Origin of the sequence: Variovorax boronicumulans, assembly GCF_019352895.1 — a bacterium.
Taxonomy (GTDB): Bacteria; Pseudomonadota; Gammaproteobacteria; order Burkholderiales; family Burkholderiaceae_C; genus Variovorax; species Variovorax boronicumulans_A.
This window is the reverse complement of sequence record NZ_JAAAFX010000004.1, coordinates 460,929-481,466: the sequence shown is the minus strand read 5'-3', so window position 1 is coordinate 481,466 and position 20,538 is coordinate 460,929. Positions and strand designations below refer to the sequence as shown.

Sequence of the window (20,538 nt, the reverse complement as noted above, 5' to 3'; positions counted from 1 at the left end):
GAAATGCGTTGAAACGCTGGATTTTTCGGTATTTCTGTATACATTGAGTATTCATGAAAACGCCCACGAGTGCCTTTCCGCTGAACGCCTGGTACGCCGCCGCCTATGACGTGGAAGTGCGTCATGCGCTGCTGCCGCGCACCGTCTGCAACCAGAAGCTGGTGCTGTTCCGCCGCACCGACGGCCAGGTGGCCGTGCTGGAAGACGCCTGCTGGCACCGGCTGATGCCGCTGTCGCTGGGCCGCCTCGAGGGCGACGAGCTGGTCTGCGGCTACCACGGCCTGGTCTACAACAGCCAGGGCCGCTGCACCCACATGCCGAGCCAGGAGACGCTCAATCCCTCGGCCTGCGTGCGCAGCTTTCCGGCGGTGGAGAAGCACCGCTTCGTGTGGATCTGGCCCGGCGATCCGGCCAAGGCCGACCCGGCGCTGGTGCCCGACATGCACTGGAACGACGACCCGGCCTGGGCCGGCGACGGCAAGATGATCCGCGTGAACTGCGACTACCGCCTGGTGGTCGACAACCTGATGGACCTCACGCACGAGACCTTCGTGCACGGCTCGTCCATCGGCAACCGCGAAGTGGCCGAGGCACCTTTCGTGGCCACGCACGGCGACCGCTCGGCCACCGTCACGCGCTGGATGGAGGACATCGACCCGCCGCCCTTCTGGGGCAGCCAGATCCGCCACGCGCGCGGCTACACGGGCAAGGTCGACCGCTGGCAGATCATCCGTTTCGAAGGGCCGTGCACCGTGAACATCGACGTCGGCGTGGCCGAGGCCGGCAGCGGCGCGGTGCCGAAGGGCGAGCACCCCGGCGACCGCAGCAGGGGCGTCAATGGCTACGTGCTCAACACCATCACGCCCGAGACCGACAAGACCTGCCTGTACTTCTGGGCCTTTTCGCGCAACTACTGCATCGGCGAGCAGCGCCTCACGCACGAATTGCGCGAAGGCGTCTCGGGCATCTTCCGCGAGGACGAACTGGTGCTCGAGGCGCAGCAGAAGGCCATGGACGACCATCCCGACCACCGGTTCTACAACCTCAACATCGACGCCGGTTCGATGTGGGCGCGCAAGCTGATCGACCGCATGGTCGAGCGGGAAAGGCCGGCGCGCGCCGCGATCCCGATCCACGCCGCCGAGGGGCAGATCGCATGAAGGTGGCCGCTGTTCCTCCCGCCGCCGAGCCCGGCGACAGCGGCAGCTCTCAGGCCGTGAAGGCGCAGCTGCGGCTGCGCGAAATGATCCTCGCGGGCGAGCTGCCCGGCGGTGCGCGCATTGCCGAAGTGGCCATCTCCGAGCAGCTCGGCGTGTCGCGCACGCCGGTGCGCACCGCGCTGATGCGGCTCGAACAGGAAGGCCTGCTCGAGGCCCTGCCCAACGGCGGCTATGCGGTGCGCACCTTCTCCGAACGCGACGTGGCCGACGCCATCGAACTGCGCGGCACGCTCGAAGGCCTGGTCGCGCGGCTCGCGGCCGAGCGCGGTGCGGCGCCCGTGGTGCTGCGCGAGGCGCGCGCCTGCCTGAGCCGCATCGACGAGCTGCTGCGCGAGCCCGCGCTCGACGACGCCGCCTTCTCGCGCTACGTGACGCACAACGAGCGCTTCCATGCGCTGCTGTGCGAGATGGCGGGCAGCCCGGTCATCGCGCAGCAGCTGGAGCGCGTGGTCAAGCTGCCCTTCGCCTCGCCCTCGGGCTTCGTCATCGTGCAGGCCAACTCGCCGGCCGCGCGCGACATGCTCGTGATCGCGCAGGACCAGCACCTGCAGGTGCTCGACGCCATCGAGTCCGGCGAAGGTTCGCGCGCCGAGGCGCTGATGCGCGAGCACAGCCGCCTCGCGCGGCGCAACCTGCGCGAGGCGCTGCATGGCACGCCCACCGCCGCGCAACGCCCCCTGCCCGGCGTGCAGCTGATCCGCCGCCGCGGCTGAGAGGCCGCCACTTCTTCGCCTTGGGTGTTCCGCCGATGAAAAGCGATCTTCAATGGATGCAGGCGCAGCTTGTCGCGCTGCGCGACGTCACGCCCACCGTGCGCGAATTCGAACTGCGCCCCGACGGCGGCTTCGCCGGCGCCCATGAGCCCGGCGCCCACCTGCAGGTGCAGGTGATGACCGCGCAGGGCAGGCTGCAGACCCGCTCCTATTCGCTGGTCGGCGAGGGCGATGGCCGGAGCTGGCGCATCGCGGTGAAGCGGCTCGACGACGGCCGTGGCGGCTCGCTGGCGATGTGGCGGCTGGGCGTGGGCGATCGCCTGCAGGTCAGCGCGCCGCAGAACCACTTCGCGCTCGACCTGGCCGCGCCCGGCTACCTGCTGGTGGCGGGCGGCATCGGCATCACGCCGCTGGTGGGGATGGCGCAGCGCCTGGGCGCACTGGCCCGGCGCAGCGGCGTGCCGGTGCGGATGCTCTACGGCGCGCGCCATGCGGGCGAGCTCGGCTACTTGCCGCAGCTGCAGGCGGCGCTGGGCGAGCGCGTGTCGGCCCACGAAGGCGCGACTGCCATCGACTTCGACGCCGCCATCGCCGCGCTGCCGCCCGGCGGCCAGCTCTACACCTGCGGTCCGGTGCCGATGCTGGAGGCGATCAAGCGCGCCTGGCATGCGGCCGGCCGCCCGCTCGAGGACCTGCGCTTCGAGACCTTCGGCAGCAGCGGGCGGCTGCCCACGCAGGCCTTTCAGGTGCGCATTCCGCGCCACGGCCTGACGATCACCGTGCCGGCCGACAGCACGCTGCTCGACGCACTCGAGGCGGCCGGCGTGCAGACGCTGTCGGACTGCAAGCGCGGCGAATGCGGCCTGTGCACGATGGACGTGCTGGCCGTGGACGGGGAGCTCGACCACCGCGACGTGTTCCTCGGCGCCCACGAGAAAGCGGCGAACACGCGCATCTGCGCCTGCGTGTCACGCGCCGTGGGCGCGCTCACGCTCGACTCCGCCTACCGCCCGGACGCCTGAGGCCGCGATGCCGAGCCGATCACTCCAGCTTCTCGAGGATCTCGTGGGCCAGGCGCACGCGCGGTGCGATCGGCACGTTCCTGTTGGCCAGCAGCACGATGCCGATCTTCCTCGAAGGCACGAAGGCCACGTAGGCGGCGAAGCCGTTGGTCGAGCCGGTCTTGTTGATCCACACGGCCTGCTGTGGCGGCTGCGGCGGGTCGATGGCCGTGACGTCCTGCGTCTCGTAGGCCATCTTGTCGCCGTTGCCTTCGAGCAGCACCGGCAGCGCGACCGGGTAGGGGTACTGCTCCCAGACGAGGTCCTGCGTCAGCGCGCCCGCGCGGAAGTAGCCCGTGTGGGTGGCTTCGATGGCGCGCTGCAGCGGCGTCGTGCCGGGGCCGCGCAGGTTGGCCTCGACGAAGCGGATCAGGTCGCGTGCGCTGGTCCGCACGCCGTAGGCCTCGGCGCCCAGCACGCCGCCGCGCAGGCGGATCGGCGCGTCGGTCTTGGTGTAGCCCTGCGCGTACGAGGCCATCTGCGCGGCGGGCACGTCGAGGGTGGTATGCCTCAGGCCGAGCGGGCGGAAGACGTGCTGTGCCATGGCCTCCTCGAAGGGCATGTCCAGGCTCTTGGCCGCGATCAGGCCCAGCATGCCGATGCTGGGGTTGGCATAGGTCCGGCGCGTGCCTGCGACGTACTGCGGCTGCCAGGTGCGGAGGTAGTCGAACAACTGCCCCGTGGTCTGCACCGCATCGGGCACCTGCAGCGGAAAACCGCCGGCAGTATGGGTGCCGAGGTGCATCAGCGTGGTCGTGTTGCCGAAGGCGCTGCCTTCGAGCGGCGGCAGGTGTTTGGCCGGCGGGTCGGTGAGTGCCAGCCGGCCGGTGGCCTGGGCGTAGCTGGCCAGCGTGGCGGTGAAGGTCTTGCTGATCGAGCCGATCTCGAACAGCGTGTCGCGCGTGACCGGGCGCTGCGTCTGCCTCGACGCCACGCCGTAGTTGAAGAAGTGCTGCCGGCCGTCGACGGTGACTGCGATCGCCAGGCCCGGAATGCCGTTCTGCTGCATCAAGGTGTGGGCGGCTTCGCGCACCACCTCGTCGATGGGCGAAGTGGGCTGCGGCGCCTTGGCGAGGGCGGCACTCGCGAAGAAGAGGGCGCCGATCACAGGGGTCCATCCGGCGCGAAGCCGAGCGCGTGCATGCATGAGGTTCTTTCGTGTGTGACAGGGATGGGAATGCTAGCTGCCCGTACCTGTTGCGCGATCACCGCACATGTTGCATGTTGTTCGCGCACAATGCCGCCGCAGCATCGGTCGCCTAGGGGATTGCCGCGAAGTCGGCGCGCCCGGGCGTGTTCACAATGACGCCGGTTACGGCATTTCATATTCCTCAGGAGACAACCATGCAACGTCGCCATCTCGTCCAGGCTGCAGGCTTGGCCGCCATCGCACTGGCCCTGCCTTTCGCCGCACAGGCGCAGACCACGCCCTTCAAGATCGGCCTGATCCTGCCCATGACCGGCCAATCGGCTTCCACCGGCCGCCAGATCGAGGCGGCCGCGCGCCTGTACATGGCGCAGAACGGCGACACCGTGGCCGGTCGCAAGATCGAGCTGATCGTCAAGGACGACACCGGCCTGCCCGACGTGACCAAGCGCCTGGCGCAGGAGCTGGTGGTCAACGACAAGGTCGGCGTGCTCGCCGGCTTCGGCCTGACGCCGCTGGCCCTGGCCGTGGCGCCCATCGCCACCCAGTCGAAGACGCCCCAGCTCGTGATGGCCGCGGCCACCTCGAGCATCACCGAGGCCTCGCCCTACATCGTGCGCTCGGGCTTCACGCTGCCGCAGGTGTCGGTGCCGATGGGCGACTGGGCGCCCAAGAACGGCATCAAGACCGTGGTGACGCTGGTGGCCGACTACGGCCCCGGCAACGACGCCGAGAAGTTCTTCAGCGAGCGCTTCCAGCTCAACGGCGGCAAGGTGATCGACAAGCTGCGCGTGCCGCTGCGCAACCCCGACTTCGCGCCCTTCCTGCAAAAGGTGCGCGACGCCAAGCCCGATGCGCTGTTCGTCTTCGTGCCCTCGGGCGCGGGCGCGGCGGTGATGAAGCAGTTCCTCGAGCGCGGCATGGACAAGGCCGGCATCAAGCTGATCGCCACCGGCGACGTGACCGACGACGACCAGCTCAACGACATGGGCGACGGCGCGCTGGGCGTGGTCACCTCGCACCACTACTCGGCCGCACACCCGTCGGCGATGAACAAGAAGTTCGTCGAGGCCTTCGAGAAGGCCAATCCCAAGATGCGCCCCAACTTCATGGCCGTGGGCGGCTATGACGGCATGCGCGTGATCTACGAAGCGCTCAAGATCACCAAGGGCCAGGGCGGCGGCGACGCACTGCTGGCGGCCATGAAGGGCCAGGTCTTCGAGAGCCCGCGCGGCCAGGTGCTGATCGATGCGCAGACCCGCGACGTGGTGCAGGACGTGTACCTGCGCAAGGTCGAGAAGAAGGACGGGCAGCTGTACAACGTCGAGTTCGACGTGATCAAGGGCGTGAAGGATCCAGGCAAGACCAAGTGAGCGGCCGGGCCAGGGTGCATGGTTCGGGGCGCGATCCCGCCGACGGCGCACCTTGCTCCGCGACTGTCCCCCGGCCTGCGGCCTCCTCCTTTATGTCGCTGCGCAAGGCACCCCATCGACGAGATCGAGAGGCGCAGTCGTCGATCGACGGCGATGAGGCCCTGGCGCATCCACGTGCGCAGGGCATCGGGTGCTCCCCGCAGCGAAATGAAGGAGGAGGGGGCGCAGCCCCCGGGGGACATTCGCGGAGGGGAGTGCCCGATGGCCTGTGCACGCGTCCCGAACCGGCCTTGAAACAGCTTCGTAGAAACTGACATGCTGACCATTCTTTTCGACGGCATCGCCTACGGCATGCTCCTCTTCGTGCTCGCGGTCGGGCTGGCCGTGACGCTGGGGCTGATGAACTTCATCAACCTCGCACACGGCGCGTTCGCCATGGCGGGCGGCTATCTCACGGTGTTCGCGATGCAGAAGCTGGGCATCCCGTTCCTGCTGTGCCTGCCGCTGGCCTTCGTGGTGGTGGGCGGTGCCGGCGCGTTGCTGGAGCGCACGCTCTACCGGCCGATGTACGGCAAGTCGCACCTCGACCAGGTGCTGTTCTCCATCGGCCTGACCTTCATGGCGGTGGCGGCCATCGACTACTTCGTCGGCTCCTCGCAGCAGAACATCCAGTTGCCCGAGTGGCTGCGCGGGCGCACCGAACTCGGCGACGGCGCCTGGATGCTGGGCATGGGCCACTACCGGCTGTTCATCGTCGCGGTGTGCGCGGTGCTCACCGTGGTGCTGCAGCTGATCCTGTCGAAGACGCGCTTCGGCAGCCGGCTGCGCGCCGCGGTCGACGACCCGCGCGTGGCCTCGGGGCTGGGCATCGACGTCAACCGCGTGTTCCTGCTGACCTTCGCGGTCGGCTCGGGCCTGGCCGGGCTCGGCGGCGCGCTGGGCGCGGAGATCCTGGGGCTCGACCCGACCTTCCCGCTCAAGTACATGATCTATTTCCTGATCGTGGTCTCGGTCGGCGGCACCTCGTCGATCACCGGGCCGCTCGCCGCCGCGCTGCTGCTCGGCGTGGCCGACGTGGCCGGCAAGTATTTCATTCCGAAGATGGGCGCGTTCACCGTCTACCTGCTGATGATCCTGATCCTGATGTGGCGCCCGCAGGGCCTGTTCACCCGCAAGGGAGGCCGCTGATGGGCGCACCTTCCGCCGCCGACTTCCAGTCGGCCCTGCTGCGCAAGGCGCGCTGGCACCCGCTCGAATTCGTGGCCTGGGCCGCGGCCTTCGCGCTGCCGCTGGTCATGCCTTCGCATTCGCTGCTGGTCAACGAGATCGCCATCGTCGCGCTGTTCGCGATGTCGCTCGACCTGATCCTGGGCTACACCGGCATCGTGTCGCTGGGCCATGCGGCCTTCTTCGGTTTCGGCGCCTATGCGGCCGCGCTGTTCGCCAAGCTCGTGATGCCCGACCCGACCGTGGGCCTGGTGTTCGCGACCGTGGTGTCGGCGCTGCTGGGCCTGGTCGCCAGCGTGACGATCCTGCGCGGCAGCGACCTCACGCGGCTGATGGTCACGCTGGGCACCGCGCTGCTGCTGCTCGAACTGGCCAACAAGCTCGACTGGCTCACCGGCGGCGCCGACGGCCTGCAGGGCGTGGTCATGGGGCCGGTGCTCGGCCTGTTCGAGTTCGACCTGTACGGCCGCACGGCCGCCTGGTACTCGCTGGCCGTGATGCTGCTGCTGTTCCTGCTGATGCGCCGGCTGGTGCATTCGCCCTTCGGCGCCACGCTCAAGGCGATCCGCGACAACCGGCTGCGCGCCATGGCCATCGGCATTCCGGTGGTGTCGCGGGTCGCGGTCATCTACACCCTCGCGGCCGGCGTGGCCGGTGCCGCGGGCGCGCTGCTGGCGCAGACCACGGGCTTCGCCTCGCTCGACGTGCTGGCCTTCGACCGCTCGGCCGACGTGCTGCTGATGCTGGTGATCGGCGGCGTGGGCTGGCTCTACGGCGGCGTGGTGGGGGCCATCGTGTTCAAGCTGCTGCAGACCTGGCTGTCGGCCGTGACGCCACAGTACTGGATGTTCTGGATCGGCCTGATCCTGGTACTGCTGGTGCTGGTGGGGCGCGACCGCCTGTTCAAGCCCTGGACCTGGTTCGGTGCCGGCGCGAAGAAAAAGAAGGGGGGCGCGGCATGAGCGACACCGTGCTCTCCACCCATGGCCTGGTGATGCGCTTCGGCGGCATCACCGCCACCCATGACGTGTCGATGGAATTGAAGCGCGGCGCACGCCATGCGCTGATCGGCCCCAACGGCGCGGGCAAGACCACGCTGATCAACCAGCTGACCGGCGTGCTCACGCCGAGCGAAGGCCGCATCACGCTGCTGGGCGAAGACATCACGACCCTGGCGCCGCACAAGCGCGTGGCGCGCGGGCTGGTGCGCACCTTCCAGATCAACCAGCTCTTCGATTCGATGACGCCGCTCGAGACGCTGGCGTTGGTCGTGTCGCAGCACCAGGGCCTCGGCGCGCAATGGTGGCGTCCGCTGGGCTCCTCCAAGGCGGTGACGGCGCGCGCGGCCCAGCTGCTCGAACAGTTCCATCTGGCCGACGTCGCGCGGCAACCCACCAAGCAGCTGGCCTACGGCAAGCGCCGGCTGCTGGAGATCGCGATCGCGCTGGCCTGCGAGCCGCGCGTGCTGCTGCTCGACGAGCCGGTGGCCGGTGTGCCCGCGGGCGAGCGCGAAGAGCTGCTGCAGACCGTGTCCGCGCTGCCGGCCGAAGTCACGGTGCTGCTGATCGAGCACGACATGGACCTGGTGTTCGGCTTTGCCGACCGCATGACGGTGCTGGTCAACGGCGCGGTGCTGACCGAGGGCACGCCCGAGGCCATCGCGGCCGATCCGCGCGTCAAGGAGGTCTACCTGGGCCATGGAGCCACGCATGAGTGAAACGCTGCTGCAGATCGAGAACCTGCGCGCCGGCTACGGCGAGGCGGTGGTGCTCGACGGCGTGTCCTTCGCGCTGGCCGAGGGCCGCACGCTGGCGCTGCTGGGCCGCAACGGCACCGGCAAGACCACGCTGATCAACACGCTGGCCGGCGTCACGCGCCAGCATGGCGGGCGCATCGCGCTGGCCGGCACCGTGCTCGACCGGCTGGCGCCGCACCGCCGCGCGGCGGCCGGCATCGGCTGGGTGCCGCAGGAGCGCAACATCTTCAAGTCGCTCACGGTGCACGAGAACCTGACGTCGGTGCAGCGCCCCGGCAAATGGACGCCCGAGGGCGTCTACGCGATGTTCCCGCGCCTGGCCGAACGCAAGATGAACCTCGGCACGCAACTGTCGGGCGGCGAGCAGCAGATGCTCGCGGTCGGCCGCGCGCTGGTGCTCAACCCGCGGCTGCTGCTGCTCGACGAGCCGCTCGAAGGGCTGGCGCCGATCATCGTGGAAGAACTGCTGCGCGCGATCCGCCGCATCACGCAGGCCGAGGGCCTGGCCGCGATCATCGTCGAGCAGCATCCACAGGCGGTGCTGGCGATCTCCGACGAGGCGGTGGTGCTCGACCATGGTCGCGTGGTGCATGCCTCGAGCGCGCCCGCGCTGCGCGCGCAGCCCGAGCTGCTCGACCGGCTGCTGGGCGTGGCGCGCTGAACCTTCCACGCCGCTGAACTTCGCCTGAAGGGCGCCTGGGAAAGCCTACAGGGCCGCGAAGTCCGAGCGTGGCGGCGGTGGCGGTGGCGTGGTCGGCAACACCACGCGGAAGGTCGAGCCCGTCTCACCGGTGGCAACCAGGCTCACCTCGCCGCCATGCCGGCGCGCGATCTCGCGCGAGAGGTGCAGCCCCAGGCCCGAACCCGGCACCTTCGCCATGCTGGCCGAGCGGTAGTAGGGCTCGAAGATGTGCTGCGCCTCGTCGGGCGCCACGCCGCTGCCGTGGTCGATCACGTCGATGGCCACGCCGTCGGGCGTGCCGTCCGGCATGCTGTGCTGCGTGCGGCTCAGCACCACGCTCACGCCGCGCTCGGAGGGCGAGTACTTGAGCGCGTTGTGCATCAGGTTCTGCAGCGCGATCTCGAGCAGCGAGCGGTCGGCCTCGATTTCGGGCGCACGGACCCGGGCCTCGAGCCGAAGGCGCCGCGCGCCCGGCATGTTGAAGGTGTCGCACAGTCCGCGCAGCAGCAACTCGACATCCACGGGCTCCAGTCGCAGCGGACGCTGTTCGAGTTGCAGCCGGTCGGCGGTCAGGATGTTCTCGATCAGCATCGAGAGCCGCTGCACCGAGCGCCGGATCTTCGCGGTGCGCGGTTTCAGCATCGGGTCGGCGCCGAGCGCGGAGATGTCGAGCGACTGCGCGGCCGCATCGATCACTGCCAGCGGCGTGCGGAATTCGTGCGACACCATCGAGACGAACTCGTGCTGCTGCTTGATGGCGTTGCGCTTGATCTCGATCGATTGCAGCAGCCGCGTCTCGAGTTGGCCGCGCTTCTCGATCTCCTCGCGCAGCGCGACGTTGGCGCGCGCCAGTTCGGCGGTGCGCTGGGTCACCTTGGCCTCGAGCGCCTGCTCGGCGTTGCGCTTGATGGACCACGCGCGCTCCTTCTCGGCGCGGTAGTTGCGCTCCGCATGCCGGGTCCGATCGGCCACCGCCACGTTCAGCAGCACCAGGTGCGTGATCGCGCCCAGCAGATGGATGTCCTCGCCGATGCTGCCGGGCAACGCATGCCCGAGCCAGCTCTGGAGCATGGCGTAGAGGCCCAGCAGCGTGCCCACCGAGAAGGCGGCGGCCGGCAGCAGGTACCGGAAATGCCGCCGCACCCCGATCAGGTAGCAGACCACGAGCGCGCCGAACAGCGTCGACACCAGGCTGCCGGTGGCGAGCCAGGGGGCGACCGCGGCAGGGTGGCCCGCCAGCACCGGGGCGAGGGCCGCCAGGTTGAACGCGACCACGAAGTCGAAGCAGCGCGAGGCCCAGCGCAAGTGGCGGCGAAAGCCGAAGATCCGCGCCATGAACGAGGTGGTCACCGCGTTGAAGAGGCATTGCACCGCCAGCATGACCTGGTCGAAGGGCAGGGTGCGCGCGGGCTCGAACCATTGCGCCGCATAGCCCATGCGCAGCACCAGCAGCGCGCACATCACGAACAGGTAGAGCGCGTAGTGCGCGTAGAGGCTGTCTTCGAGCCATATCCCGAAGCACAGGTTCATGCAGATCGCCAGCGCCACGGCGCCCAGCAGCGCACCGATGAAGACGTAGTCGATGCTGCGTTCGCGTTCGAAGCCCGCAGGTTGCCAGAGTTCGAGTTGGGCCTGCATCGCGCTGCTCTCGGTGTGCAGCCGCACGTAGTAGGAGGCGGGCTGCACACCGACGGCCATCGGGAAGACGAAGTGGTGGTCGGCGATCTCGCGCTGCGCGAAAGGCACGCTCGCACCGAGCGGGGTCACCACGTGGCCGCCGCTACCGTCCGGCGCGTACAGCGTCACCTCCTGCAGCCGGGGCGGCAGCAGGCGCAGCAGCCAGGCTGCAGGCGTGTCGGGCGCGCGGGCCAGCGCGAAGCGCAGCCAGACCGCGTCAGGGGTGAAGCCCGCCGCGAGCGGGCCCGACAGTGGCCGGAAGCCCTGGCTTTGCGGGCCCCGGCTGACGGCCTCGATGTCCCAGGTGCCCGACGGGTCCATGAGGACCTCGAGGGCGCCGGTCAGCAGCACGGGACGCTCCAGGCCGTCGGAGGGCATCAGCGTGGGCGAAGCCCAGGCCGGTGCGGCCAGACACAGGCACAGCACCGCCATGCAGCGCCACAGCAACAGGAAAAAAGGCATGGGGGAGAAGGAATTCAAACCAGCGGGCGAATCGGAGCGGATTTCTTTCGAGCACATCCGAAAGGCGGTAATTACAATTTATTAACAATGATGAAAATTATCACCACACCACGGCACCTGCGCGTTCATGTCGTCGAAGACGACGACGATCTTCGCGAAGAAATGCTCTTTAGCCTGGCTGCGCTGGGTTTTCAGACCGCCGGCTTTCCCGCTGCGCCCGAGTTCTACAAGGCCTTTGCGCTGACGCCCTGCGATGTGGCGGTGATCGACATCGGGCTGCCCGGTGAGAGCGGGCTGTCGATCGTCTCGCACCTGCGTGCCGCGGGCGGCGTGGGCGTGGTGCTGGTCACGGCCCGCGGTCAGCTCGACGAGCGCCTGCTGGGCCTGCGCACCGGCGCCGACGCCTACCTGGTCAAGCCGGTGCACATGGAGGAGCTGGCCGAGACCTTGAACGCCCTGGGGCGCCGGCTCCCGGTCGCAGCCGCGCCGGCCGCCGCGGCCGCGCCGGCGGTCGACGTGCCGCCAGCGTCCGAAGCCCGCGCCGCGCCTTGGCGCCTGCTCGAAGGCGAGTGGATCCTGAGCGATCCGAGCGGCCAGGAAATGAAGCTCACGACCAGCGAACGCGCCTTCATGGGTTGCCTGTTCCGCCGCCGCGGTCAGACGGTGAGCCGGGACGACCTGATCCTGGCCCTGGGCGGCGACGTGTTCGATTTCGATGGCCACCGCGTCGACGCCATCGCCAGCCGCGTGCGCCGCAAGGCCCGCAAACTGGGCATGCGCCTGCCCCTGTATTCGGTGCGCGGCACCGGCTACGTGCTGGCCAAGTAGAAGAACGCAGCACCGCCCCATCGGCAAAGAACCGGAGCCCGGAACCTTCGGGCCGCCATGCCGTGCTGCGCATCTGGCATTTAAAAGTGTGCGGTATTTCCGGTTTTCAGTGGAATTGATTCGCTATTGCAGGGGCAGTTTGCATTTGAGGAATTCCAAAGTATTCCCGGATGTCAATAAGTGTCAATAAGTGTCAATAACTCGGTTTGAATGTAACCGGGATGTAAAAGAACAATCGCGGCCGTCGAAGGCCTCCCCCGCAACGCGCTTGACCGCGCAGGGAGGTGTTTCGGAGCACTGCCGCCCAAGACGGACGTCGCGCGCCATGCGCGGCACCCGGGCGGCGTCACTCATGACCGACCGCACGCAATGACCATCCTGAGTATTTCGAGAGCCCGTTCCTTCACGGGCCTCGCCGCCGCCGCGCACGCCGCCAGGCGCTTCGCCGTTCTTGTTGCCTCCTCGCTCCTGCTGGCCGGCGCGGCACAGGCCGCGACGCAGATTTCCAGCGTGGAGCCCGTGCCGGCGATCGTCCCGGCAGGCGCAGTCGTCACCACCACGATCCGCGTTGCAAACGACAACGGGAGCGCCGTCGGTGCCCCCGGCACCTCGTTCAATTTCACGATTCCGGCCGATACGCTCTACCAAGGAACTGGCAACGTGCCATCAGGCCGTTGTACCTCGACTGTGGCGCAAGGCAATCAGGGGCCGGGGATGGTCACTTGCTCGGGCATCACCTTCGCCGTCGACGAGGTGCTCGGGTTCGAGGTGCGACTGCAGACCGTGACCCGCGGCACGCTCATCGTGACGGCCACGCCCGAGGGCGGCAACCTGCCATCGGCCAAGACGATCACGGTGAACGAGGGCGCGGACATCAGCCTCACCCTGACGGCGCCCACTGCGGCGGGCAGCGGCAGCACCCAGTCGGTCGTTTTCACACTTGTCAACCACGGGCCGGACAGCAGTTCGGGCTCGGTGTTGAACTATCCGATTCCACAGGGGTTCAGCGTCTCCACCGCGCCCACGGGGTGCAGGATCGCCATCAATTCGTTGATCTGCGACATCGGCGCCTTGGCGCTCAATACGCCCCGGGTCATCACCTTGACCGGCACCGTGAGCGCCGCTTCCGGCAACATCCGCCACCAGGCGAGTGTGTCGCCGGTCGCTGGCCAGGTCGGTGACGGCAACGCGGACAACAACTCGGCGACGGCCAACACCACGGTCGGGCCCGGCAGCGTGCTGTCGATGGACAAGCGCCACAACGGCGACCAGATCCTGACCGGCCAGAATTTCGAATTCACGCTGGCGCCCCGCTTCAGCGGCAGTCCGCCGGTCGGCCTGACGGTCACCGACACCATTCCTGTGAACTTCCAGATCCGGGAGCCTGTGCAGGTGTCGGGCGGCTGGGACTGCAAGGTGACCGGCCAGCTCGTGAGCTGCACGCGCCCCGACATCGGCGGCGCCGGTGGCTCCAACATGTCCCTGGGCACGATCCGGATTCCCGTGACCGCCATCGCGGCGGGCACGGGAATCACGAACACCGCGACGGTCAAATCGACCGGTCCGCTGGGCGGCACGGCCGACGGATCGGTCGCGGCCGACGTGGCCCGCTCGTCGACCGACTTCATCGTCGGCAAGAGCCTTTCGTCAGGCCAGAAGAACGCACCGTTGGACGCCCCCTTCAGCTACGTGCTGAGCGCGACCAATCTCGGCGGCACCCGCCTGGTGGCTGGCAGCACGGTCACGTTGGTCGACCGGGTGCCGGCCGGCGTGAACATCACGGCGCTGCCCTCTGGCGGCAACTTCACCTGCCAGGTCGACGGCAAGACGCCAACCGCCTATCCCGTCGTGGGACCGGCCACCGTGTCCTGTGTGCGCACGCTCGCACAGGACCTGGAGCCGGGCGCCGGGGCAGGCACTGTGGACGTCCCGGCCCGGATCCCGACGATGCCGCCAGGCAACGCGATCCTCAACACGGCCTGCGTCAACGTGGCGCTGCGCACGGGCATCGATCCCGACGGCAACCCGGGCAACGACTGCCTCGGGCTCGGCACCGGCGTCGACGCGTCGGTGACGCAAGCCGACGTGCGCATTCTCAAACGCGTGATCGGCAAGGGCAGTACCGACAGCAACCCGCAGGAAGCCGGCCAGGCGGTGCGCTGGGAAATCGAGATCATCAACGATGGTCAATCGGTGGCCCAGCAGGTGGCCATTACCGACAACTTCGTCGATGTGGTGGCTTCGACCATCAGTGCCGTCTCGAAGGTGCCCGGTGGCGTCACCTTCGAAGGCAGTTGCGCCGTCCCTGCGGCAGGCGACGATGGCCGGACATCGCTCCAGGACTGTCGCATCACGACACTGCCGGTCTGCCGCGCCAGCACCGATCCGAGCGGCCCGCTGCCCCAGTGCCCGATGCTCCACGTGGATGTGGCGCATTACGGCAGTGGCACTTCGGGCACCGATCACAAGTTCTCGATCGAAAACAAGGCGAAGGCACTCGCGGCGACCCCTGCCGACAACAAGCTCGACAACAACACAGCCACCGCGACCGCCCACTTCACGGCGCTGGTCGACGTGGCGGTAGCGAAGAGTGCGAACCCTCCGTCGGTGCCGGCCGGCCAACTGCTGACCTACACGCTGACCGCTAGCAACCTCAAACTTGCCCAGAAGAGCTACAGCACGGCCTACAACGTCAAGATCACGGACACGCTTCCGCCGAACCTGATGTTCATTTCGGCCGAGCCCGATGCCGGTGGCAGCTGCACGACCAAGCCGAGCACCACGGTTGCGACCGGTGCGACGACCAACAACCAACTGGTCTGCAGTTGGCCCCGCATGTCTCTCGGGAACCAACAGAACGTGCGCGTGAAGGTGCGGCCGCTGGCGACACTGGGGGTGCCGAACGACACGACCATCACCAACTCGGTGAGGGTGGAGACGGACACTCCGGAGCATGAGACGGCGAAGCTCAACAACGCGGCCTCTGCAGCCACGACGATCACCAAGCCTGTCTATGACCTGGTCGTGAAGAAGACCGACAACGTCGACCCCGCGAACTCGGGCGACGACGTGACCTACAAGATCATCGTGTCGAACAACGGCTCTTCGACGGCGGAGAACGTGGTGCTTACCGACTTCTTGCCGGAAGAGGGCTCGGGCACGATTGCTGACCAAGCCGCGCCGACCTTTGTCTCGGCCAAAGGGCCCGCGGGCATTGCGCCGGACCTCTCCGGCGTGTCCGTTGGCAAGTCGGGCGGAAAAATCGTCTTCAGCGTGCCTGCACTGGGCGGCAATGACGAGAAGACCGCGACCGGCGAGCCGAACAGCCTGGAGTTCGAGGTGGTGCTCAGGGGCGTAGGCAAGGGCGTCTTCAAGAACAACGTCGCAGTCGCCTTCCTGAACACATCGCTCAACCAATACGATCCGCAGGGCAACAACAGGGACGAGGAAACGACGACCTTCCGCTTGAAGGCCGACGTTCAGGTGGTCAGCAAACAGGCCGTCGCGAGCGGCGACACGACGCCGATCACACAAGTCGCGGGTACCCAGGTCTTCGACTGGCTGGTGAAGGTGCACAACAACGGTCCGCAGGCGGCCGAGGACACGATCTTCAGGGACACCTTGCCCGACGGCATGCAGATCGCCGCGGAGCCGGTGTTCACCGTGACCAGTGGCACCTTCACGCCAGTCGGGCCGAAGTGCGTCGCGACGGTCGGCGGCAACAGCGTGGCCTGCACCATCGATTCGATGCCCGACGGCGGCGCGGCCACGGTGCGCATCCCGGTGCGCTTCACACCGGGCAGCCTGCCCGCGCACGACAAGGTCTTCACGAACACCGCCAGCATCGTGACCCGGGGCTCCGGCGACACCAACGGTGGCGACAAACCGGACGCGGGCAACAACTTCGGTTCCGGCACGGTGACCGTGAAGAACAGCACGGTAAGCGGCCGCGTCTACCACGACCAGAACGGCAACGGCGGGTTCGACTCGGGTGAACCGGGCATTGACGGCGTCACCCTCACGCTCACTGGGTTCGATGCGCTGGGCAAGGCTGTGCCCACGATGACGACGACGACCGACGGCCAGGGCAACTGGTCCTTCATCGTGCCGGCTGGAACCTACACCGTGACCGAGAGCCAACCTGCGGCCTTCCTGCCGGGCATCACCAGTGCCGGCACTGTCGTCGGTACGGATTCGAAGCCCGGCAACGTGCCGACCACCGGCGCAGGTGTCACGAACGGGCCGAAGGGCTCCAACGCCAACCTGGTGCAAGGCATCGTGCTGGGCGTCGGCGGCGCCTCGGTCAACAACAATTTCGGCGAGGTGCTGGCCGCGTCCATCGCAGGCCGGGTCTACCACGACTTCGACTACAGCGGCGCCTCGAGCGCGGGCGACCCGGGCATCGGCAACGTGACGGTCACGCTGAGCGGCACCGACATGTTCGGCAACGCGATCACGGCGCTCCCCACCACCACGGCCGCCAATACCGGGGACTACAACTTCCAGAAGCTGCTGCCGGGTACCTACGCGCTGGCCGAGACGCAGCCCGCGAACTTCGCCGACGGCCCCGACACCGTGGGCAGTGCGGGCGGCAGTAACGCGACCAGCGACCAGATCACGGCCATCGCGCTGGGCTCGGGCGTGGCCGCGACCGGCTACGACTTCGGCGAAGTGCTGACCCGCATCCCGGTGCAGGTCTTCATCGACGACAACAACGACGGCCTGCCGCAAGCCGGCGAGAAGGGCATCCCCAACGTCGTCTTGCGCCTGACCGGCACCGACGCCGCGGGCAACCCGGTGGACCTGCCGGCGGTGGCCACCGGCACGCCGGGCGGCTACGAGTTCCGCAACGTGCCGCCGTCGAACGGCACCGGCTACACCATCACCGAGACCCAGCCCGCGAACTATGCGCCGGGCAAGGCCAACGCGAACGGCAACCCCGGCGTCGTGTCGCCCACCGGCGGCGGCAACTCGATCACCAACGTGACGGTCTCGAACACGGCGCCGCCGCTGTCGCAAGGCACCTACTACTTCGGCGAGCTGGTGCCGGGCGGCATCGGCGGCCGCGTCTACTACGACCGCGACGGCGACGGCGTGCGGAACGGCACCGAGCCCGGCCTGCCCGGCGTGACCGTCACGCTGAGCGGCACCGACACCAACGGCAACCCGGTCTCGCGCACGACCACCACCGCGTCCAACGGCGACTACAGCTTCCCCAACCTCGCGCCGGGCACCTACACCGTGACCGAGACGCGGCCCGTGGGCTACGAGCCGGGCCTCACGCATGCCGGCACCGTCAGCGGTACGGGCAGCCAGCAGGGCGGAACGCGGGACAGCACCAACGGCACCACCGTCGGCCCGAAGGGCTCGAACTCGAACGTGATCGAGAACATCGTGCTGGGCGCGATCGGCGCGGGCTCCACCGGCAACAACTTCTCGGCCGTCAAGCCGGCCAGCCTGTCGGGCCATGTCTATGCCGACGTGGCGCCGGCCAACGGCGTGCGCGATGCGGGCGAGCCCGGCATCGCGGGCGTGACCGTGACCATCACCGGCATCGACTACCTCGGCAACACCGTGACGCAGACGCTGACGACCGACGTCGACGGCCTCTACAGCACGAAGACCCTGCTGCCCGGCACCTACCGCATCGACGAGACCCAACCCGCCGGCGTGGCCGACGGCAAGGAGAACGTCGGCACCGTGGGCGGCGTGCCGCGCGGCACCGCCAACCCCGGCGGCGTGAACGACCGCATCGGCGACATCGTGCTGGCCTCGGAGGAGGTGGGCATCGACTACAACTTCGGCGAGCTCGGCGGGCAGATCGCCGGCTGGGTCTACGTCGACGGCAACAACGATGGCGTGCGCCAGCCCGGCGAGCCCGGCATCCCGAACGTGACGCTGACGCTGACCGGTCGCTCCGCGAGCGGCCTGGTGGTGAACGCCACCGTGCTCACCGACGCCACCGGCCGCTACGTCTTCACCGGCCTGCTGCCGGCCGACGCGGCGGGCTACACCCTGCGCGAGACGCAACCCGTGACCTATGCCGACGGCCTGGACGCGGTCGGCACGCTCGAGGGCGTGCGCAGCGGCACGCTGGGCAACGACGTGATCAGCGCCATCGCCTATGCGGGCGGCAACGGCGACGACTACAACTTCGGCGAACGCGGCGCCTCGCTGGCCGGCACGGTCTACAACGACGCGAACGGCAACGGTACGCGCGATCCGCAGGACCTGCCGATCGCCGGCGTGACCATCACGCTGACCGGCACCGACGCGGCCGGCAACCCGGTGACGCGCACCGTCGTCACCGACGCCAACGGCAAGTACACCTTGCCCAACCTGCCGATGCCCGACGGCAACGGCTACACGCTGACCGAGACGCAGCCCCAGGGCTACGACGAGGGCATCGCCAAGCCCGGCACGCTGGGCGGCACGGCGCAGGGCCCGAACGTGATCGTGGTGAAGTTCAACACCCCGGCCGTCGACGGCACGGGCTACGACTTCAGCGAACGCAGCAACCAGCCCGCGGCGCTCTCGGGCAACGTGTGGCTCGACGCCAACCACAACCGCACCAAGGACGGCGGTGAGGGCGGCGGCGAAGGCTGGACCGTGGAGCTGATGCGTTGCGCCGACGGCGGCAACGGCTGTGCCGACAACGCGCTGGTGCCGCAGTACAGCGTGGTCACGGCCGCCGATGGCAGCTACCGCTTCGGCGACCTCACGCCGGGCGAGTACCGCGTGCGTTTCCGCACCCCCGACGGCCGCATCGTCGGCGGCACCTGGCCCACCGACCCCGCGCAGAACGGCGCGGGCGGTGCCTACCCGACGCTGCCGGCCAGCGATCCGCGCTACACGATCAAGGTGCGCGTGACGCCGGGCGCCAACATCGTCCATCAGGACCTGCCATACGACCCGGGTGGCGTGGTGTACGACAGCATCAGCGCCACGCCCGTGCCCGGCGCGGTCGTGACCCTGGTCGGCCCGCCCGGCTTCGACCCGGCCCAGCACCTGCTGGACGGCCGCGACAGCTATACCACCGGCGTGGCCGGCGGCTACGACTTCTTCCTGCTGCCGGGTGCACCGGCGGGCGAGTACCGGCTGGCGATCACGCCGCCGGGCGCCTACCTGCCGTCGTCGATCTTCCCGGCCGCGGCCGGTACCTTCGGCACGCAGAACTGCTCGGCGCCGGCCAACGGCCCGACGCCGGCGCAGACCAACCCCTGCGTGATGAGCCCGGGCGGTGCGCTGGTCGCGGGTGCAGGCTACTACCTGAGCTTCCAGATGCCCTCGGGCGGCGGACAGCGCGTGGTGGCCAACAACATCCCGCTGGACCCGGCCAACTCGACCCTGATCGAGCTGCGCAAGACCACCTCGAAGCTGACGGTCAAGAAGGGCGAGCTGCTGCCCTACCGCATCACGGCGCGCAACACGCGCGGCGTGCCGCTGAGCAACCTGGCGGTGGTCGACACGCTGCCGCCGGGCTTCCGCTACGTGCAGGGCTCGCTCTCGGTGCGCACGCTGCCCGGTGGCGTGGCGCTGCCTGTGGTGCCGCAGGTCAACGGCCGCCAGCTGATCGTGCCCGGCCAGAACTTCGCCGGCAACGAGACCAAGGAATACGTGATGGTCGCCGGCGTGGGCGTGGGCGTGGGTGAGGGCGAGTACGTCAACCAGGTGATCGTCAACCAGGGCGTGGGCGGCCGCGTGCTGTCGAACCTCGCCACGGCGGCGGTGCGCGTGATCCCCGATGCGCTCTTCGATTGCACCGACGTGATCGGCACCGTGTACGACGACAAGAACGCCAACGGCTACCAGGACGACGGCGAGCCGGGCCTGGCCAACGTGCGCGTCGCGACCGTCAACGGCGTGCTGGTGACCACCGATGCCGAAGGCCGCTACCACATCGCCTGCGCCGCGATCCCGAAGGAAGGCACCGGCAGCAACCTGGTGCTCAAGGTCGACGAACGCACGCTGCCCTCGGGCTATCGCACCACCAGCGAGAACCCGGCGGCCGAACGCGCCACGCGCGGCAAGGTGCTGAAGGTCAACTTCGGCGCCACCGTGCACCGCGTGGTGCGCCTGGCCCTGCAGTCGAACGCCTTCGAAGCCGGCGGCACCGCATTGCGCGCCGAACACGCAGCGCAGATCGCACAGACCGTGACCGCGCTGGCCGAGAAGCCCTCGGTGCTGCGCCTGGCCTACCGCGCCACGGCCGGCGAGCCGGCGTCGCTGGGCAAGGCCCGTGCGGCGGCGCTCAAGGCCGACCTGCTGGCGCGCTGGAAGCAGCTGGGCCGCGAGCGCGCCGACAAGGACGACGCGCCTCTCTTCAACCTGGACATCGAGGTCGAGCTGGTGCCCGCCTCCGTGAAGCCATGAGGCCCGGAGTACACACCGC

12 protein-coding genes are annotated in these 20,538 nt (G+C 68.8%); 10 read left to right on the top strand and 2 right to left on the bottom strand.

The genetic code is table 11. The annotated features are described in order from the left end of the window. The first annotated feature begins 53 nt into the window (after nt 1-53). Genes K0H49_RS03915 through K0H49_RS03905 form a run of 3 tightly spaced genes read left to right on the top strand, consistent with a single transcriptional unit; the run spans nt 54 to nt 2,955 of the window. Complete coding sequence (locus K0H49_RS03915) at nt 54-1,160, top strand: aromatic ring-hydroxylating dioxygenase subunit alpha (RefSeq protein WP_219209819.1); 1,107 nt, start codon at nt 54-56, stop codon at nt 1,158-1,160. Beyond that, entirely contained in the window at nt 1,157-1,933 is a 777-nt protein-coding gene (locus K0H49_RS03910) for a GntR family transcriptional regulator (RefSeq protein WP_219209818.1), read from the top strand. The genes K0H49_RS03915 and K0H49_RS03910 overlap by 4 nt, the downstream gene beginning before the upstream one ends. A 35-nt stretch (nt 1,934-1,968) precedes the next feature. Next, nucleotides 1,969-2,955, top strand: a complete 987-nt coding sequence (locus K0H49_RS03905) for a PDR/VanB family oxidoreductase (RefSeq protein ID WP_219209817.1) — start codon at nt 1,969-1,971, stop codon at nt 2,953-2,955. A gap of 19 nt (nt 2,956-2,974) precedes the next feature. Here the strand turns inward: K0H49_RS03905 and ampC are convergent, their stop codons facing one another. Beyond that, nucleotides 2,975-4,141, bottom strand: a complete 1,167-nt coding sequence (ampC, locus tag K0H49_RS03900; protein WP_219209816.1) for a class C beta-lactamase — start codon at nt 4,139-4,141, stop codon at nt 2,975-2,977. Nucleotides 4,142-4,338: 197 nt separating this feature from the next. Here ampC and K0H49_RS03895 point away from each other — a divergent pair, with 197 nt between their 5' ends. From K0H49_RS03895 to K0H49_RS03875, 5 genes are all read left to right on the top strand, one after another. Continuing rightward, nucleotides 4,339-5,514, top strand: a complete 1,176-nt coding sequence (locus K0H49_RS03895; RefSeq protein WP_219209815.1) for an ABC transporter substrate-binding protein — start codon at nt 4,339-4,341, stop codon at nt 5,512-5,514. 315 nt (nt 5,515-5,829) lie between these two features. Continuing rightward, nucleotides 5,830-6,702: a branched-chain amino acid ABC transporter permease gene (locus tag K0H49_RS03890; protein WP_219209814.1), complete on the top strand. Its 873-nt coding sequence runs from the start codon at nt 5,830-5,832 to the stop codon at nt 6,700-6,702. Further along, on the top strand, nt 6,702-7,703 hold the full coding sequence (locus tag K0H49_RS03885) for a branched-chain amino acid ABC transporter permease (RefSeq protein WP_219209813.1): 1,002 nt from the start codon (nt 6,702-6,704) through the stop codon (nt 7,701-7,703). The genes K0H49_RS03890 and K0H49_RS03885 overlap by 1 nt, the downstream gene beginning before the upstream one ends. After that, nucleotides 7,700-8,458 carry an ABC transporter ATP-binding protein gene (locus tag K0H49_RS03880; protein ID WP_219209812.1) on the top strand — a complete coding sequence of 253 codons (759 nt, stop codon included), beginning with the start codon at nt 7,700-7,702 and terminating at the stop codon, nt 8,456-8,458. The genes K0H49_RS03885 and K0H49_RS03880 overlap by 4 nt, the downstream gene beginning before the upstream one ends. Beyond that, on the top strand, nt 8,451-9,158 hold the full coding sequence (locus tag K0H49_RS03875; RefSeq protein ID WP_219209811.1) for an ABC transporter ATP-binding protein: 708 nt from the start codon (nt 8,451-8,453) through the stop codon (nt 9,156-9,158). Before K0H49_RS03880 ends, K0H49_RS03875 begins: the two co-directional genes overlap by 8 nt. Before the next feature lie 45 nt (nt 9,159-9,203). On the opposite strand, the gene K0H49_RS03870 is transcribed toward K0H49_RS03875, so the two are convergent. After that, nucleotides 9,204-11,318: a sensor histidine kinase gene (locus tag K0H49_RS03870; RefSeq protein ID WP_219209810.1), complete on the bottom strand. Its 2,115-nt coding sequence runs from the start codon at nt 11,316-11,318 to the stop codon at nt 9,204-9,206. 162 nt (nt 11,319-11,480) lie between these two features. Between K0H49_RS03870 and K0H49_RS03865 the strand changes: the two genes are divergently transcribed. Together K0H49_RS03865 and K0H49_RS03860 are read left to right on the top strand one after the other, a co-directional pair. Further along, a complete protein-coding gene (locus tag K0H49_RS03865; protein ID WP_374122301.1) occupies nt 11,481-12,146 on the top strand; it encodes a response regulator transcription factor in 666 nt (221 codons plus the stop codon). A gap of 714 nt (nt 12,147-12,860) precedes the next feature. Next, complete coding sequence (locus K0H49_RS03860) at nt 12,861-20,519, top strand: SdrD B-like domain-containing protein (protein WP_219209808.1); 7,659 nt, start codon at nt 12,861-12,863, stop codon at nt 20,517-20,519. Nucleotides 20,520-20,538 lie beyond the last annotated feature (19 nt).